Raw genomic sequence first — 16,967 nt, 5'->3', positions numbered from 1 at the left:
CCGGTTAATCCGTTCTTATACCAGAGTCAGGAATGTCGTCTATGTGAGATTACTCGCCGTAATATTTATTCACGCGATTTGATTGACGCACAAACCATCCCCCTCAGGGCCGGGCGACCACGGCGAGGATGATGTCGCGGGCGCGGCCGCGAACGGAGTCGACGTACAGCCCCGCCTCGCGCAGGAGCGCCAGGGTGTCCCGGTCGGGGTTGCAGCCCACCGCCTTGCGCGTGAGGGGGGCGAGGGCCTGGGCGACCCGGGCCAGGGGCCGATCCCTGGGGAGCACGTGCTCCAGCAACAGCACGGAGCCGCCGGGACGGCACACCCGGCGCATCTCGCGCAGCGCGGCGAGCGGCTCCGTGAAGGTGCAGACGGCGAGCGTGCACGTCACCGTGTCGAAGCTCGCATCGGCGAAGGGCAACGCCGTGACATCGCCTTCGCGGGGCTCGAAGGGGCGATTCAGCGCCCGGGCCCGGCGCGAGGCCTCGTCGAGCATGGCGCGCGAGAAGTCCAGGCCCGTCACCCGGCACGCCTCGGGGTAGAAGGGCAGGTTCTTGCCCGTGCCGACGGCCACCTCGAGCACCTCTCCCCGGGCATTCGCGAGCAGCTCGCGCCGCCACCGGTCCAGGAAGAGGCGGTCCGGCAGCAGGGTCCACACATCGTATTTCTGGCCGAGATCGTCGTAGATCTCTCGAACGTCAGGGTTCACCGAGTCACCTCCACGGCGCAGTCTTCCACGCTCACTGCTCCGCTTCCACGGGAGGGGCGAGGGGACGGCAGTGGATGTTGTCGGGACAGCGGCCCTCGGATCGGGGAATGCAGATGCCGCAGCAGTTCATCTCCTCCGGCGCGCAGGGCTGGGAGCACTGCCCACAGTCCACCGAGCCGCCACACCCATCGGAGATGACACCACACCGGGCCCGGGCCTTCAGACAGGTGAGGGGCACACAGCGGAGGCCCGCGTCCACCGGCGCCAGGCCCGCGTCCGGCGAGCCCGGGCCCGCGTCCACGGAAGCGGCGGCGGGCACCGGCTCGGAGCGGGCCGACACACAGGAGAGGCCCAGGAGACACGGGACCCACACCCACAGCAGCCGGGAGCCCCCGGCGAGTCGCGACACGGTCATGACGGGGGAGGTGAACACAAGCCCTCCCCCGCGGGTACGGGATTCTTCCCGGACTCAGGAGGAGGAAGCGGCGGCGGCGGCGGCGCTCGCGTCGAGGATGGCGCTGAGCTGCTTGGACAGCTGGGAGAGCTGGTTGGCCGTCTGCAGCGTCTGCGCGGAGGTGGACTCGGCCTGACGCGCCGTCTGGGCCACCTCGAGGATGGCGGTGTTCACCTGCTCCACCGCCGTCGTCTGCTGCTGGGTGCTCAGCTCGATCTCCCGCGCCACGTCCAGGTTGGCGCGCACCAGCTCGGCGATGCGCCGGAAGTTGCCGGCCACCTCGCCGAACTGCTTCGCGCTGCTCTGCACCGCCTTGGAGCCGTCCTCGGTGGCCATGATGGTGGTGTTGGAGGCGGCGCGGATCTCGTCGATGAGCACGCGGATGTCCTTGGTGGCTCCACCGACGCGGTCCGCCAGCTTGCGGATCTCATCGGCCACCACGGCGAAGCGCTTGCCGTGCTCGCCCGCCCCGGCGCTCTCGATGGTGGCGTTGATGGCGAGGATGTTCGTCTGCTCGGCCAGCTCGTTGATGATGTCCAGGATGCCGCCAATCTCCTGCGAGCGCTTGCCCAGCTCCAGCATGTGATTGACGATGGAGTCCACCTGGCGGCTCACCACGTCGATGGCCTCCTGGGCGCGCAGCACCGTGTCGTTGCCGGTGCGGGCGGCGCCGGCCGTGTCATCCGCCACGCGGGCCACCTGCTGGGCGCTGCCGGCGATCTGCCGCGAGGTGGACAGCAGCTCCTTGACGGTGGTGGAGATCTCCGTGGTGGCCGAGGCCTGCTCGCGCGCGCCGCTGACCTGCTGCGAGGCCGCCGAGTGGAGATCGGCCGAGGAGCCCTGCACCTGCGCGATGGCGGTGGACAGCCGGCGCTCCAGGCTCCTGCCGATGACCGTGGCGATGGCCATACAGATGACCAGGAGCCCGATGCCGTCGATCCAGTAGAACTTGTCGAGACCCCGCAGCTCATCGTGCTGCTTCGTCTCGCGCGCCGCGAGCAGCTGCTCCTCGTGCTGGCGCAGCTCCGAGACGGCGGTGCGGAGGTTGTCCATCAGCCGCGCGCTCTCACCAGAGTTGAGGCGGGCCAGGGCGACGTCCATCCCCTGGGCGCGGCGCACCTCGACGTTGCCACGCACGCTGTTCAGCTTCTGCTCCAGGGCGGCCGAGACCGACTCCAGGAGCCGCAGCCGCTCGGCGTCGCCGGACAGCAACTGGCGCAGCCGCTCGAGCTCCTTGGACACGCTGCCCTGGGCCTGGCGGTAGAAGTCGAGGGCGGCCTCGTTGCCGGTGAGGATGTAGTCGCGGTGGCCCACGTCCGCGTCCTTCACCAGGGAGAAGGCGCGCTCGATGTGGGTGAGCGACTCGTGGCTCTGCATCACGAGCTCCGCGGCGTCCATCACCATCTGGGTGCCCTTGCGCGTCAGGACGATGAAGCCCCCGATCAACGTCGACATCAGGAGCAAACCCACGAGGAACTGCCGCCCCACTGTCCATCTCGAAAACATCGTCTCGTTCTCCTCGGCCGGGGGGGAACGGAGGCCCCGCGGCAGCGCGCCCCGAGTCTAGTTCAATCGCGGGATTTCGGCGCGCCGGGTGGGAAAAGACGAAGGGCCTGGAACCGGCTCGCGGCTCCGGGCCCTCTTCCCTGGGCGAGGAGTACGGAAATCCCGAGTGAATCCGGGCACTTGGAGCCCACGGAGGCGTCTCCGGCAGTCCCACCCGAGCGGGCGCCCTGGCCCAGCAGCCCCGGCGCCGGGGCTCGCCAGTCCGAGCCCCCGAATGCCCGAGCACCACCCGGCGCCGGCCCGGTAGCCCAGAGGGGCCATCCCACCGGAGGGGCGCCGGAAGGTGTCCGTCGGGCAGGAGAGCGGCTCGGCGGCTGGGGGCTCTTCCACGCATACGCTTGCATCTGGATCACGGACTCCTTGTCTGACAATGGCCGCGAGGTAGAGACAGGCTGGGAAGGATGTGACAGGGGGGATTTATTTTTTCCGGCCCTAGCGTGGGTGAGCGGAAGAAGGGCTGGCAGCGAATCAACGGCACCCTCCCCCAGGGCTCCAGCACCCTGGTGCTCTCCTCGGCCGCCCCGGACTGGGCCGCCGGCGACCGCATCGTCCTGGGCCCCAGCAGCTACAACTTCGCCGAGGCCGAGGAGCGCCTCATCACCGCCATCTCCCCCGACGGCAGGACGATCCAGGTGGACCGTCCCTTCTCCTACAACCACCACGGCGTGACGCAGACCTACTCCAATGGCTCACGCGCGTGGACGCTGGATGAGCGCGCCGAGGTGGCCAACCTGAGCCGCAACATCCGCATCGAGCCCGACGGCTCCGAGGCCGAGCTCGATGCCGCCGCCTTCGGCGGCCACGTCATGGCCATGCGCTCGGCCTTCGCCTACCTGGACGGCATCGAGCTGGTGCGCATGGGGCAGATGGGGAAGATGGGACGCTACCCCTTCCACTGGCACATGGCGGGCGCGGTGCCGGGGCAGTTCATCCGCAACTCGAGCATCCGCAACTCCTACCAGCGCTGTGTGACCGTGCACGGGACGCACGAGGCCCTGGTGCAGAACAACGTCTGCTTCAACCACTTCGGCCACGGCTTCTTCCTGGAGGACGGGAACGAGGTGGACAACCAGCTCATCGACAACCTGACGCTGCTCTCCAAGCGCGTCCCCGTGGAAAAGGCGCTCCTGGCCTCCGAGTACATGTCGGCGGGGGTGGACCTCACGCGCTTCTCTCCGCCAGGCGCCTTCTGGATTTCCAACCCGCGGAACATCGTCCGCGGGAACGTGGCCTCCGGCTCGGAGGGCACCGGGTTCTGGATGTCGTTCAGCCAGAGGCTGGCGTGTACGGAGAGCGGCTGCTTCTTCCCGGAGGGCCCGGCGCCCGCCGGGGCCACGACGCTGGCTCCCGCCGAGCTGAGCACCACGCTCTTCTCGGACAACGTCGCGCACAGCTCGGATGTGGGAATGACGTGGGACGGCGCGCCCGATGGAGCGCTGGTGGGCAACCCTCTCAACGACCGGGACCGGCACATCGTCGCCTCGCACTACCACCACCGCGGAGCGACCAATCCCACCGGGGCCATTCCCGTCATGGACCGGCTGGCCGTCTTCAAGAACAAGCTGACCGGCATCTATACGCGCGGCGCGACGATGACGCTCCGCGAGCTCATCGCCGCCGACAACGGCAACTCCCTGTTCTTCGCCTACAACCAGATCGTCTCGGACTCGCTCGTCGTGGGCTTCAGCGCCAACCACTCGAGCGCGGACCTCGACTTCCACGTGAGCCACGGAGGCTGGGCGGGAAACTTGTTCCAGGGCGTGCGGCTGTATGACGGTCCGTTCGATCTGCGCAACATCCACTTCGCGGGCTTCCCGTCGCAGCGCGTCTTCCACGGCACCTGGGACGTCACGCCGGTGCCCTTCTATTCGGTGGGCGGGGCCATGCGCTACGTCAACACGGTGAGGGGCCTCACCTTCTCGCCCGAGCCCTCCCAGCGAATCGCCCTGGATCCGGCGGCCGGTGTCCTCGGGCCGGTGTGGCAGGACTCGCTGCTGAACTCCGCGGTGAAGGATCTGGATGGCTCGCTCGGCGGCGTGCAAGGCGCGCTCATCGTCGCCAACCACCCGATGAACCAGGACACGGCGTGCTCCCCGTTGCCGAACACCACCGCGCTGCGCTGCCAGTACGAGCTCGCGCTCCTCGCCCTCCCCTTGCACCGGGCAGCTCTTCCTGCGCCTGCGCGGCACTCAATCGCATCCGGATTTCCTGTCCGAGAACGCGATGAGCGCGATCTCGCCCCCCATCGAGCTCGCGTGTCCCTAGCGCGGCCCGGGCGGGTGTAGGAACAGGGGATACACAAGAGCGCCCGCCCGTCCCCTGGCACGGGCCGGGGAAAGCTGGCATGAACAGAGCATGAGCAGCATGCGGATGGACCACGCGCGAGCCGACATCGAAGCGCGTGTCCAGGCTCTGTGCCGGGCTGGAGAGGTGAGTGAGGCCGCCACGCTCACCATCCGCGCCCATGGACCGGAAGTGCTCGGCTTCCTGTGTACCGCGCTGGGCGACCGCGCGGACGCCGAGGAGGTCTTCTCCGTCTTCTGCGAGGCGCTCTGGAGGGGGCTGGCCAGCTTCCAGTGGCGCTGCTCGCTGAGGACGTGGACCTATGTCATCGCCCGCCACGCCTGCCTGCGCTTCGGCACCCGCGCCTCGCGCCAGCCCCTGCGCGCCAGCGAGCCGCTGAACTCCGAGGTGCTCAACGTGGCGGCCGAGGTGCGCCAGTCCACCGTCAGCCACCTGCGCGGAGACCCGCAGGAGCGTGTGCGCGAGCTTCGCGCCTTGCTGTCCACCGAGGAGCAGATGCTCCTCACCCTGCGCATCGACCGGCGGATGGAGTGGGTGGACATCGCTCGCGTGCTCCTGCCCGAGGCGGAGGAGCCCGAGCGCGCCGCCGCCGCGGTGCGCAAGCGCTTCCAGCGCCTCAAGGAGCGGCTGCGGGCCCGGATGACGCCCGCCCCACCCCCGCGAGAATGAGCCCACCGGACGACGACTCCGCCTCCAGCGCGCCCACCTCCAGCTCACGGCCGGAGGCCGACTCGCACGAGGCCGACTCGCACGAGGCCGACCCGCTGCTGGCCCTGCTGGCCCACGCGCCCGACATCCTCACCCCCGAGGCGCTCGCGTTGCGCGCGGGGGACCGGATCGGCCACTACGAGGTGGAGGCGCCGCTGGGCCGGGGCGGCATGGGCGTGGTGTACCGGGCGCGGGATACGCGCCTGCGCCGCACCGTGGCCCTCAAGCTGCTGTCGCTCCGGGACTCGGCCTGGCGGGCCCGGCTGCTGCACGAGGCCCGGGCCGCCGCCTCCGTCCACCACCCGTGCATCGCCACCGTGTACTCCGTCGAGGAGGTGGACGGGTGGGCCTTCCTCACCATGGAGCTGGTGGAGGGCGAGCCGCTCTCGGGGGTGCTCTCCCGGCGCCGGCCGCCCCTCGAGGAGGCGCGAGCGCTGGCGCAGCAGGTGGCCGAGGCGCTGGCGGCCGCGCATGCCGCCGGCGTGGTGCACCGGGATCTCAAGCCCGCCAACGTCCTGGTGCGGCCGGATGGGCAGGTGAAGCTGCTGGACTTCGGCCTGGCCCGCTTCGTCCATGGGCCCGCCGGTGACGAGCACGGCCCCGGGGAGGAGCTTCCCGGCACCGTGGCGGGCACCCCGCCCTATATGTCCCCGGAGCAGCGGCGGGGCGAGCCGGCCGGTCCCCCCTCGGATGTCTTCTCCTTCGGGCTGGTGCTGTACGAGCTGCTCACCGGCCGGCCGCCGGAGGGAGGGAGGCCCGCCGCCCCTGGAGCGCACGCCCTGTCCCCCGCGGCCCGGGCCTCGCTCGCGGCGGCCACGAGCCCTCCCCTCGCGCGGGTGGTGGAGCGCTGCCTGTGGAGCGCCCCCGCGGCCCGCTTCCCCCACGCGGGGGAGCTGGCCTCGGCGCTGCGAGCCACCTGGCCCGTGTCTCCCCCCGCGCGCCGCTGGCCCTGGCCGCTGGCCGCGGTGGTGACGGGCGTGGCGCTCCTGGGCGCCTGGCGCTCCTGGCCTCGCGCCGAGCCGCCCCCGCCCGCCTCGCTCCAGGCCCGGCGGGTGACGGCCTTCGAGCCGGACGCCTGGATCCAGGACGTGACGCTGGGGCCGGACGGCGACACCCTGGCCTACGTGGAGCGGCGGGGCACCCTGTCGTTGCAGCGGGTGGATGCGGAGGAGCCCTTCGCCCGTCTGGAGCCCCCGGCCGGCCTGCGGATCCGTCAGCTCTCCTGGAGCACGGAGCAGGGGCTGCTCACCACCCTCGTGGATGCACGGCGTGGGAACCAGAGCGTGTGGCGTCTCTCCCCGCCCTCGGGCACCTGGCGGCGGCTGCTGCCCGAGGGGAGTGACGCGGTGGACTCCCCCACGGGCCGCCACCTCGCCTACCTGGCGCACGGGGCCGTCTGGGTGGCCCGCGCGGATGGCACGCGGCCCCGGCGCGTGTCCCCCGGGAGCTCCACCCACTCCACCGCCCCCCTGTGTTTCTCGCCGGACGGCGCGTTCCTGGCCTACCTGCGGTGGGACGAGCCGGGCGGGGCCCATGCGCTGGTGATCCTCCCCGTGGAGGGAGGGCCCGAGCGCGTGGTGCTGAGGGACTGGCGCCTGGGCCTCCCCGGTGGAGTGGGTGCCTTCGTCTGGTTGCCGGGCCGGCTGTGGATGTCCCTGGCGGACGTGGGCACGGACGAGGAGGGCTCCAACCTGTGGGAGCTGCCCCTCTCCGGCTCCGGCGAGCCGCTCGGGCCGCTGCGCCAGCGCACCTTCTGGAGTGGCTCGGTGCTCTCCGCCCCCAGCGTCTCCGCGCGCTCGGGGCGGCTCGCCTTCAACCGCAGCCGGCTCCACTACCGCACCTTCGTGGCACCGCTCGAGCCGGGGCCCCGCCTGGGCGCGGCGCGGAAGCTCTCCCGCTCGCAGCGCAGCGAGCGGCTCGCGGGCTGGTCCGCCGACGGGGCGTATGTCTGGGTCACCACCAACCTCCAGGGGGCCTACTCCCTGACGGGACACCCGCTGGAGGATGGCCCGCCCCTGAAGCTCTCGGAGCCGGAGGCCTGGGTGACCCATGCGCGGGCCACCCCGGACGGGGGACTGCTGTACTGGCGCGTGCCGCCCGAGCCCGCGCGGCCCCCGAGCCTGCTGTACCAGGCCCCCGGGGCCCCGGGCCCGCGGAGACTGCTCGGGCTGGAGGAGCCCGCCGCGCGTCCACCTTTCGCCCCCCCGCCCATGGAGGCCGCGGCGCGGTGTGTCAGCCCGGCGCACGCGCGCTCCGCGCCCACCCCGTGCGTCCTCGCCACGCAGCGGGGACAGGGCACCACCTTCTTCGCGTTGGAGCCGGAGACGGGACGCCAGCGCGAGCTCTTCCGCCTGGAGGAGACGCGCGTCCCCCTGGGCGCCCAGTGGGACGTGTCCCCCGACGGGCTGCGCATCGCCCACGCGGAGCCCCGGCCCGGACAGCCCGCCGAGGTGCGGAGCCTGGACGGACAACCCGTGGGCTGGCACATCGGCGCCGAGGGCTGCCAGGGGCCCACCAGCCTCGCGTGGGCGGCGGATGGGCGCGGGCTGTTCTTCACCAGCGCCTGCGACGGGACGAGCCGCTTCGCCCTCCACCACCAGGACGAGCGGGGCCACACCACGGAGCTGCTCTCCTCGCCCTCCACCTACTTCCGCTACGTGGCGGCCTCACCCGATGGCCGCCACCTGGCCTGGTCCACCCTGGAGCTGGACAACGATGTGTGGCTGGTGGACCTGGAGGCGCCCTGACGCCTCCGGGGGGACACTTCCGCCGGCGCGCGGAGGGCTACGGATTGGGCGAGCGGGTGATGTCGCACAGGGAGTGGTGCACCTGCGACAGCGTGCCCGCGGCGATGTAGACGCGGAAGGCGTGGGGCCCCACCGCCATGTCTCGCTTCTGGTAGACGACGGCCCATTTGCCCGTGCGCCGGATGTCCGGGGTGAGGACGTCGAGATCATTGCTGCCGTAGTACTCGGCCGGCTGGCCCGTGCCCCAGACGCCCATGGCCACCGTTCCATCCGACCGGGTGGCGATCAGCGCCCTCGAGCTCCCGTGTCTGTACTCCCGGTTGTAGCCGATGAAGGACAGGGTGCAGGTGCCCGGCTCCATGCTGTAGAGGACATCGAGCGAGCTGTCGAAGTAGCCCGTGGAGGCCTCGATGTTCGCCTGCTCCACGTACTCGGGAAGATGGAGCGTCACGTCGTGGCGGATGAGGCGGGGATCCCCCGCGGCGCCGAGGGTGAACTGCTTGTGGAGGACATAGTTCGACAGCCGGGTGGTGTTCTGCGCGCCACCACAGGGCGCCACCGTCGAGTCGGTTCCTGGCGCCAGCCAGAAGGCCATCTGCGTCTGGGAGGAATAGGTGTTGGGGCCGACGGCGGCCGCCAGGAGCTGGCTTGTCGAGTTGATGCCGAAGCCGTCATACGCACCGCCGGCCTCGGTGGGGTTGTAGCACTCGCCGGGCAGTCCGTCCCTGTAGTCGAACGCGCCAGGGCGGGACGCCTGGAGGGCCGTCTGGATTTGCCGCCCATGGTCGAAGGAGTCGATGAGCTCGACGCCATTGACGTACAGGCTGTCCACCGCGCCCGCCGTGCGGGTGGAGGCCCCGAGCGTGAGCACGCCGTTGCTCACCGTGTAGCGCCCGCCGAAATGGCCCTGGTAGAAGGTCTGCCGGCCCTCGTTGCGGCCGTTGCGCAGATAGTGCTCCAGGGCGCCCACGCAGCTGCCCTGGTAGGCGGCGCTCACGTCCGGGTTGAGCTGCAGGTACTGCTGGGTGTGGAAGGTGGGGTGGGCCCGGCGGCACTCGGCGATACCGTTGCTCAACCAGTGGCTGCGCGCTCCCTGCTCGTCCCAGATGTAGGCGACCATCAGGTCCGCGTTGGCCTGCAGGTAGAACTGCCAGTTGAAGACCGCCGGATCGAAGGGGTCCACTCCGGGGGCGAGGGAAGAATGGAGGGTCTGGGTTGAGGGGGAAGCCGTCTCCGGCCCGGCTCCACACCCCGCGGTGGCCAGCGCGAGCGCGAGCACCGCCGCCCCCGCTCGTCCTCGAATGACTTCAATCACTCCCAGCTCCTTTCTCGTACGGATGAGGTTCCGGGATGTAGAGACAGGCATGGAACGATGTGACAGGGCGGATGTGCCCACGAGGGGCGAACGGTGCTCGAACCGCGCCCTCCGTTGATGACGACGTCCACCTGGGTTACGGATTCCGGGCCGCGGGTGCTGGCTGCCCGGGACCCAGGGAGAACATGGTGTCGATGAAGCAACCCTCCCCTCGCCATCCGTTGGAACGCCTGGTGCGCACGCTGTTGGCGCATGGCCTGGGCTTGCTGGCCAGCACCCAGGAGGTGTTCGCGTTGGCGGGCCACTTCGGCTGGTTCATGCTCGTGAGCATCGGCCTCATGGAGGAGATGCAGCAGGAGCTCTTGACGCAGGTGGGACAACGCCTGCTCTGGCTCTACGAGTTGTTGGGCGGCGTGGACGAGACCGGGCATGGCGGTATCGGCGAGTGGAAGGAGGTCTGGGGCAAGGTGTCGCTGGTCCTCTACGGCGTGCATCTGCTGCTCGCGCGCGTGGCCGGTCCCGGGCGGCCCTGGCGTATGCGAGACAAGTGGGCGCTGTCCACGGCCCTGGCCGCGGGGGGCTATGGGGTGGCCTTCGCCGTCTGGGGTCCCCGGTTGACCAGCCTCCCCGATGGCGGGACGTGGATTCCGAACCTGCTCGGGATGCTCTTCATCACCTCCCTGTTCAGCCTGTGGGCGTTCGGATTCGAGGCCATGCTCCGCCCCTTCCAGCGGGCGCTGCGGGGCGAGCCGGAGGAGACCGTGCCGGGCGGTGGGCCCCTCCGGGAGCGCCGCGTCCTGCCGATTCTGACGATCGGCGCCGCCGTGATGGCCCTGGGCTTCGGCGTGGGACTGGTGCGGCCCGGCAAGGCCTCGCCGCCACGGCCCGCGGAGGCCCCGCCGGCGGCCGGCTCCTCGTTCGATGGGGGAAGCCCCGGGGCAGGCGGAAGCCCTCGTCTTGAAGGCATCCCCGTGCGCTGACGCTGCGCTGACGCTGCGCTGACGCCGCGCTGCCACACTGGAGGGTGTTGAACTGAACAGGTTCCATCTCCACCCTCAGACGAAGCACAGAGGCCGTCATGAGCATTTCGAGCGTTGGCCGTTCGGGGACTGCTGTCCCTACCCGCCCCACGGAGTCTCCGACCCCCAAGGTCGTCACACCCGAGCCGCAAGCGAAGCCGCACGAGGTGGGCTTCTCCGGAGAGAGCCGGTTCGAGGTGGCGGATGCCCGGGCGGGCGGCGCCGAGAAGAAGACCCCGCTGGAGCAGGCCGCGGAGTTGAGCAGCACCGTCAACACCTGGGGCGGAGCCGCCGGCTCCCTGCTGTACGGCCTGGACAAGAAGCTCAACATCGGCGCCAAGCTGCAGAACACCCAGCAGGGCGTGAACACGGCGCTCAACAACCGCGCCCACCTCGCCGTCGGCCGTGAGTTGGTGGAGCGCGGGTACGACAAGACCATCCAGCAGACCAAGAACCTGCTCAACAACCCCGCGGTCAAGAAGGACCCGCAGCTGATGGGCCGGCTGCAGAAGCAGCTGCAGATCGCCACGCAAAGCAAGGCCAAGGCGCTGAAGCCTTTCGACACCTCGCTGCGGCGGATGGACGACTTCCTGGCCGCCAACAAGTCCAAGCTGGCCAACCTGTCCAAGCAGTCCAAGGCGCTGGGCGTGATTGGCGACTCGCTGACGGCGGCCGGCGCGGCCACCAACGGCTTCAGCGTGGCGGCCAACAGCCCGGCCCAGACGCAGGCGGGGAAGATCGTGGATGGGGTGCTGGCGGGCGTCACCAACTACCTGTTCGGCAAGGGGCCGGGCCTGGCGGGCATTGGCGCGGTGGACGCCGTGACGGGCCAGCACATCTCCAACGCGCTCAACGGCGTCGTCGGCACGGCGGTGACCCTGGCGGAGGCCGGCATCACGGGCGATACCAAGGGCCTGGAGGAGCTGGCCCGCAAGTCCCAGAGCGGCGACTACGGCATCTTCCTGCAGGCGGGCAATGCGGCGGGCAACGCCATCACCACGCTGGGAGACCCCAACTCCCGCGAGCGCTTCGTGGAGGATGCGGCGTCGGGCAAGTACGGCGTCGTCGGCCAGTTCGGCAACGCGCTGGGCGAGGGCCTGGGCCGCATCTTCTTCGGCGGCGACTGAGCCTGGTTCACAGCTCCATCGAGATGAAAAACAAGAGCCCAGCAACCCCTAAGGGTTTCCATGGCGAGGAGTACGGGACTTGAACCCGTGGACGAGGGGTGTCCTAAACCCGCGACGGCACACGCCTTTCGAGGAATCGCGAGTAAATTCGGGCACTTCAAATCCACGGGCCAGTCCCCGGCGGTCCCACCTGTCCCCCGGAGTCCCCTCCAGCCTTGGAGACATTCTGGAGACGGGGCCAATGTCGCTGTGGGTCCCTGAACCCTGGGCTGGCGCAGGTCGCTGTAACCCCCAAGCGCTCTGCTGCGGGAAGTTCTGCCCCTTATGATGAGCACCCCTGCTCGGCGGTTCGCCACGGGAGGGCTGCGTCTTGAAGGACGCGCTCGCCTGCTACCCGCTCGATACCGCCTGCCCAAGCCGCCTGCGCCACACTACTGCCCCCGCCCCACAAGCACCCTCCTGTTTCTTCCTGTGCGTGTCGTCCGCGCGGAGTAGTCTTCAGCGTCCTGGAAGGACGCGGTCATGGAGGGCACGAATGCGAATCATCGAGGTGAGGCCGAACGTTAATCCGCTCGTGAAAGGTCGTTTTCGCGAGGTGGGGCAACCAGACGCAGTTCGGGCCGTGCTGACACTCTACCCAAGCCGGGTACAACAACCGTTCACGACCGCCCTGATGGATGCCGCCTCGAAGGATCCCGCGCTGCTCCGGCGCGTCCAGAGCCTCCCCAGCGACACTGAAATCTGCATCTTCATCGACAGCATTGAGGAAACTCAGGACGGTGCGGAGGTCCACTTCACGGCCTACCCTGGGGAGCACCGATAGACCCAAGATGTGAACGCGGATCCTGCCATTAGGCGTCGGTACCACCCCCTGCGATGGCCTGCCGGTAGAACTCCAGCGGAGAAAGGCCGCCGAACGAAGGACGTTTAAGGCCCTCAAGTGGAGCATCCAAGAGCCCGATGCCATCGGGCTGGTAGACTCGCAGGATCGAACCGCACTTGATCTCGACCGGCTTTAGCCGCGCCCAGAAGTCCTGAAGCTTGGGATGGATCATCGCGTGGTCGCTCGGACGCTCGTGCGGGAGGGGATGGACGAGATCGAGATGTGGTCTGACGAACCGCGCGCTTGCGAACTCTTGAAGTACTGCGCCCGCCGGGACGTGCCGACCCCCTCCATCGCTCCAGCGCTGGTGCGCCGCCGTGAAGTCGATGACGACGAACGGGGGCGCAACGACCCAAGCGTGCCCGGCGTAGCCGCCTGTGAAGTCGCGGTCTTTGTTGCGGCTCCAGAAGTACTGCGCCTCTATGCCTAGGGACGCATCGAACTCGGTCTTCGTCGAGCCCCGCACTACGAAGGACCAAATTCCCTCCGCGTCAAGCATCCGCGAGATCGCGGAGGAGGTATTAACACACTGGCCCAGCAATTCCTCCGGGGTGCAGCGCCCCTCGATGGCCGCTTGGAGCCGGGAGACGATGCGCCGCGTGCGCTCATCTTCCTCGGGCGTCCGCGCACGAGTCAGGACGTGCCACGCGTATTCCTCAGCAACTCCTGGGTCCCTCTGTTCAAGAGCGAGGAACTCCGGCGCATCGTAACAGCCCGGCTTTATTCCAGGCTGGTTCAGAAAGCGCCGAGCCTCCGCCCGCACGTCCAGCGGCACGCTAGGCGGAGCGGCGGCAATGTCCCCATGGCACTTCTTCCTCTTCTTGCCGCTCCCGCAGTGACATGGGTCATTCTCTCCGATCTTCGCCATGACGCATCCTCTGGGGCCGTTTTGATTAGACGTTTTGGCTTTGCGCTGTTTCTGATTGAGCCCAGCCTGCCATTTCTCGGGTGCAGTGGCCATGTTCTTCCGAGCGAAGGAGAAGGAGGAGAAGAGGCTGGGGCCAATGCCGCCCAAGGCGGAGTCCCGAGCGCGTTGAATCACTTCTTCTCCAACCAGTACACGGGGCGTCGAGAACGGATCGCCGCCTCCAAGAACTTCGAGAAAGAGTTGGCGACTGGCCCGCAGTATTCCGGGTTCGGCCACGCCTCATGGTAGCCGTCCATGAGGGGGTAGCGGCCATTCTCCTGGCGGCTCACGTCTACCAGGACGTAATCCCCGTCCTGTACGTCACAGAGGGTGTACATCGACGCGGGACCCCATTTGTCGTCATCCTCACCGTAGATGGCCACCCGTGCCCGGACGATCTTGGACAGAGGAAGGATGCGGTAGGGGGTGTCCGGCAACCGTTCAATCAGCTCCGCCCCGTTGCAGTGCAGGTAGAAGGCCCGGAGGTCCGGGTCCAGCCTCCAGCCCACCCGCTGCTCGAACTCCGCGATCTTTTCGGGCGTAGCGGGTGGATACGGGAAGTGGTCGCGGGAGACCTCTTCGAGCAGGCTGCTCATGGGCGTGGTCATCGTCAGTTGTCCGTGTAGGGCAGGTCAGGTCCCACGGTATTCCAGGGCGGCTGGCCGTCGTAGCACGCGGGATACGCCCTGTTGTACAGGTCGTGAACGCCCGGCTGCGCGGGGAAGACGTTGTTGGGCTCCACCGGGTTGCCGCCGTGCCAGAGGTCCCGGATGTGGTGCCCCGGCCATGACACGCCATCCACCGATGGCCATTCCCCGAACCGTTCACTCCAGCTCTTTCGGTAGGACTTCATCGCGTTCTTCCACTCCTGGCGCGCAACCTCGTTCTCCGCCTTCGTCCGCGTGGGGAACTTGCAGCAGCAGTGGTAGATGCCGTAGCGGCTACCGGCCTCAACGTCCACGGGCAAGAGGACGAGGCGTCCCTTCCAGTCGAACTTGAGATCGGCCAGCCATATGCAGCCCATGAGCGGGTAGCCCTCACCGGCACACTCCCTCTGGCACTGGTTCAAGAATTCCCGGCGACACTGCCAAGGGCCATAGAAGAGGGTCGTCTTCATCTGCCCGCCCGGCACCACCAGCCACGGCAGTTCCTTCTTCACGGCGGGCTTGGCACCGGGTGATGGCGTGGGTCTGGTCCCGAGGGAACCGCTCGCTTCGTTGATGGATCCGCACCCCGCGAGGAGCATTAGCAGTACCGCCGTCCAGCCCAGCTTCATCGGACTCCCCGTGGTGATGGCCCCCCCTAATGTTAGCTGGGCCGAGGAAGTACTCGATGGGGCTGACAACTCCCGGCGCTCACCGCTCTCGGCGGCGCCATTCGTCGGGATCATCAAGAGCGTCCGCGCTTCGGCATAAGAACCTTGGCGGGCATTCCCGCTGACGTCCTGGCTGGTCGGCCAGTGCGTCTTCATCCAATCCACCCGAGGAGGAATCCAGATGGAAAACATCAGCCTCTCCGCTGAGCTGGGGGAAATTCGTTACGCCATCGAGGGCGCCCACTGGATCGCGGACAGCGTCGCCATGGGCGCGGTGCCCGACCCGGAGCGGACACACAGTGCACCCGTCATCATCAGCGCCATCCTTCTGCTGGTGGAGAACAGGCTGCATCAGCTCGGCCGTGTGCTCCGGGGCGAGGAGAACCCGGCGCACCTGTTGACGTCGCACAACGTCACCGGCGGGGAGTACGCGGACAGGGAAGACGTGGTTCTGCGGCCCTGGGACTGGAGCGGAGCGTCGAAGCCGTCTCCATCCGAGACGAAGGAGACCGCGCAACCCCGTCCAGTAGCGGGAACGGAGCCAACCCGTCCGTTGGAGGAAAGCTCTCCCGTCCAGCCCGGCACGCCGGGGGAGCAACCACCACCTACCGGGGAGCAGGGCTGACGGTCTGCTGCCCGTGTCGTGCCTGTAGTTCCAGGGGAAGGGAGGTGAAAACGATGATGGGCGCCATGAAGAAGCTGGCCACCTCACCACTCACTCGCCGGGTAGCAATGGCCATCCTGCTCGGGCTGGCCGAGCACCTGCGGGAAGTGATGCGCCAGGGGCGGTGAAGAAGCCCGAGAAGATAGGCACCGTCCAAGCTGCACCAGCACCCACCGGGGTGTTCCCGGTCTCGTCCGGGTGGTGTGGCGGGGGCCGGGTTGTCGGGCACCAGCTCCGGTGCAACTCCACCGCCGGAAGTCCCCGGTCACTTCTCCCGGTAGTCCTCGAGATTTTTAAGTGTCAGGGACGCCCGTACCCCTCGTTGCGCGAGGAAGTGGTGGGTGAGCACTGGGTACCGTCATGGAAAGGGCCGATACACGTGCTGAGAGAAGACGCAACATCGTTATTGCCCTGGGGGCGGGCGATAAGCACCTCGACGGCTCCCCCTCGCGGATCTATGCGAGTGCAACACCGACGTGTCGTCGGTGCATTGCCTCCGTAGAGGGAGAGAAAGAAGAACGTAATGGCTACTGTGACGTTGTTCATCGACCCGAAGCCTGGAAGCGTGGCTGATTTCCAGCGCATCGGCCGAAAGTTCAAATTCACCCGCGTCCCATCCGAGGGGGAGTTCGTCGACATGGGGCAAGACAAGAATGGCAGCGCCCTCGATTACGAGGTCGTTCTTGTCCACCATACACCGCTCAAACCCGGTGGCATTGACGCGGAGGTCTACATGAAGCGCGTGGAGCTGCCGCAGGAGATCAAGCAGCGGAGTCCGAGGAGTAAGCGCAAGAAGTAAGCTGGGATTCACCTGGGTGGGAGTTCGGGCCAGGAGGAGCCCCGCCCAGGTAAGCCCCAAAAATTCGAGTTGCCCCCATGCCCGGGGGGGTCCTCGATGAAAACCGGGGCCTTGCGGATTGGACCCGAGACAAGGGAACCACTGTCCCCCTGGGGTGGGGGGGTTCACCCGATCTCGATAGCCCTAGCACCGAACGTCCGATGGGGCCGTCGAGGGAGCACTTGACGGTTCCGCGCTTTCTGGAAGCGGGGCGTCGAGCGAGTAGAGGACGAGGCGGTCGTTCATCCAGGGGATGCGCACCTTCTTGGCGTTGAGGTGCTCGACCTTCTGCTCCCACCAGGAGCGAAACCACCGAGGGTGGAGGACGACGAACAAGGCCCGGTCGGTGAGGTAGAGGTCGGCCGGGAAGTTGAACCACCAGCGCCGGAGCGTGCGCGGGTGGGCCCACTT

Annotated in this window: 16 protein-coding genes; 8 read left to right on the top strand and 8 right to left on the bottom strand. The window is 68.6% G+C overall.

Features of this window, described 5'->3' with window-relative positions; translation table 11 throughout:
- Nucleotides 1–103: 103 nt before the first annotated feature.
- The 3 genes from AC16DP_RS10330 to AC16DP_RS10320 are packed head-to-tail and all read right to left on the bottom strand — an operon-like array spanning nt 104 to nt 2,618.
- Nucleotides 104–709 carry a class I SAM-dependent methyltransferase gene (locus tag AC16DP_RS10330; RefSeq protein WP_329728132.1) on the bottom strand — a complete coding sequence of 202 codons (606 nt, stop codon included), beginning with the start codon at nt 707–709 and terminating at the stop codon, nt 104–106.
- Nucleotides 710–740: 31 nt separating this feature from the next.
- Nucleotides 741–1,124, bottom strand: a complete 384-nt coding sequence (locus tag AC16DP_RS10325) for a hypothetical protein (protein ID WP_329728133.1) — start codon at nt 1,122–1,124, stop codon at nt 741–743.
- 54 nt (nt 1,125–1,178) lie between these two features.
- Nucleotides 1,179–2,618, bottom strand: a complete 1,440-nt coding sequence (locus AC16DP_RS10320) for a methyl-accepting chemotaxis protein (RefSeq protein WP_329728134.1) — start codon at nt 2,616–2,618, stop codon at nt 1,179–1,181.
- A gap of 548 nt (nt 2,619–3,166) precedes the next feature.
- Between AC16DP_RS10320 and AC16DP_RS10315 the strand changes: the two genes are divergently transcribed.
- From AC16DP_RS10315 to AC16DP_RS10305, 3 genes are all read left to right on the top strand, one after another.
- Nucleotides 3,167–5,014: a right-handed parallel beta-helix repeat-containing protein gene (locus AC16DP_RS10315; protein ID WP_329728135.1), complete on the top strand. Its 1,848-nt coding sequence runs from the start codon at nt 3,167–3,169 to the stop codon at nt 5,012–5,014.
- Nucleotides 5,015–5,084: 70 nt separating this feature from the next.
- Entirely contained in the window at nt 5,085–5,702 is a 618-nt protein-coding gene (locus tag AC16DP_RS10310; protein WP_329728136.1) for an RNA polymerase sigma factor, read from the top strand.
- Nucleotides 5,699–8,488 (top strand): protein kinase domain-containing protein, encoded by a 2,790-nt coding sequence (locus tag AC16DP_RS10305; RefSeq protein ID WP_329728137.1) that lies wholly within the window; start codon nt 5,699–5,701, stop codon nt 8,486–8,488. The genes AC16DP_RS10310 and AC16DP_RS10305 overlap by 4 nt, the downstream gene beginning before the upstream one ends.
- A 37-nt stretch (nt 8,489–8,525) precedes the next feature.
- On the opposite strand, the gene AC16DP_RS10300 is transcribed toward AC16DP_RS10305, so the two are convergent.
- Nucleotides 8,526–9,803, bottom strand: a complete 1,278-nt coding sequence (locus AC16DP_RS10300) for a hypothetical protein (RefSeq protein ID WP_329728138.1) — start codon at nt 9,801–9,803, stop codon at nt 8,526–8,528.
- Nucleotides 9,804–9,997: 194 nt separating this feature from the next.
- Here AC16DP_RS10300 and AC16DP_RS10295 point away from each other — a divergent pair, with 194 nt between their 5' ends.
- The 3 genes from AC16DP_RS10295 to AC16DP_RS10285 all read left to right on the top strand — a co-directional run bounded on the left by AC16DP_RS10295 (nt 9,998) and on the right by AC16DP_RS10285 (nt 12,772).
- Entirely contained in the window at nt 9,998–10,783 is a 786-nt protein-coding gene (locus AC16DP_RS10295; protein ID WP_329728139.1) for a YidH family protein, read from the top strand.
- Between the two features lie 98 nt (nt 10,784–10,881).
- On the top strand, nt 10,882–11,949 hold the full coding sequence (locus AC16DP_RS10290; RefSeq protein ID WP_329728140.1) for a hypothetical protein: 1,068 nt from the start codon (nt 10,882–10,884) through the stop codon (nt 11,947–11,949).
- Between the two features lie 535 nt (nt 11,950–12,484).
- Entirely contained in the window at nt 12,485–12,772 is a 288-nt protein-coding gene (locus AC16DP_RS10285; protein WP_329728141.1) for a hypothetical protein, read from the top strand.
- Between the two features lie 28 nt (nt 12,773–12,800).
- Here the strand turns inward: AC16DP_RS10285 and AC16DP_RS10280 are convergent, their stop codons facing one another.
- The 3 genes from AC16DP_RS10280 to AC16DP_RS10270 form a co-directional block, all read right to left on the bottom strand.
- A complete protein-coding gene (locus AC16DP_RS10280) occupies nt 12,801–13,700 on the bottom strand; it encodes an SEC-C metal-binding domain-containing protein (protein ID WP_329728142.1) in 900 nt (299 codons plus the stop codon).
- Nucleotides 13,701–13,870: 170 nt separating this feature from the next.
- A complete protein-coding gene (locus tag AC16DP_RS10275; RefSeq protein ID WP_329728143.1) occupies nt 13,871–14,347 on the bottom strand; it encodes an SMI1/KNR4 family protein in 477 nt (158 codons plus the stop codon).
- A 2-nt stretch (nt 14,348–14,349) separates the two neighbouring features.
- Nucleotides 14,350–14,898 carry a hypothetical protein gene (locus AC16DP_RS10270; RefSeq protein WP_329728144.1) on the bottom strand — a complete coding sequence of 183 codons (549 nt, stop codon included), beginning with the start codon at nt 14,896–14,898 and terminating at the stop codon, nt 14,350–14,352.
- Nucleotides 14,899–15,235: 337 nt separating this feature from the next.
- On the opposite strand from AC16DP_RS10270, the gene AC16DP_RS10265 reads away from it, so the two are divergent.
- Both AC16DP_RS10265 and AC16DP_RS10260 read left to right on the top strand, forming a co-directional pair.
- Nucleotides 15,236–15,679: a hypothetical protein gene (locus AC16DP_RS10265; RefSeq protein WP_329728145.1), complete on the top strand. Its 444-nt coding sequence runs from the start codon at nt 15,236–15,238 to the stop codon at nt 15,677–15,679.
- Nucleotides 15,680–16,241: 562 nt separating this feature from the next.
- Nucleotides 16,242–16,517 (top strand): hypothetical protein, encoded by a 276-nt coding sequence (locus tag AC16DP_RS10260; RefSeq protein ID WP_483956693.1) that lies wholly within the window; start codon nt 16,242–16,244, stop codon nt 16,515–16,517.
- A 183-nt stretch (nt 16,518–16,700) separates the two neighbouring features.
- On the opposite strand, the gene AC16DP_RS10255 is transcribed toward AC16DP_RS10260, so the two are convergent.
- A partial coding sequence (locus AC16DP_RS10255) for a hypothetical protein (protein ID WP_483956692.1) occupies nt 16,701–16,967 on the bottom strand: 267 nt, incomplete at its 5' end.

Source organism: Archangium sp. (genome assembly GCF_057119385.1).
This window is presented reverse-complemented; position numbering and strand designations above follow the sequence as displayed.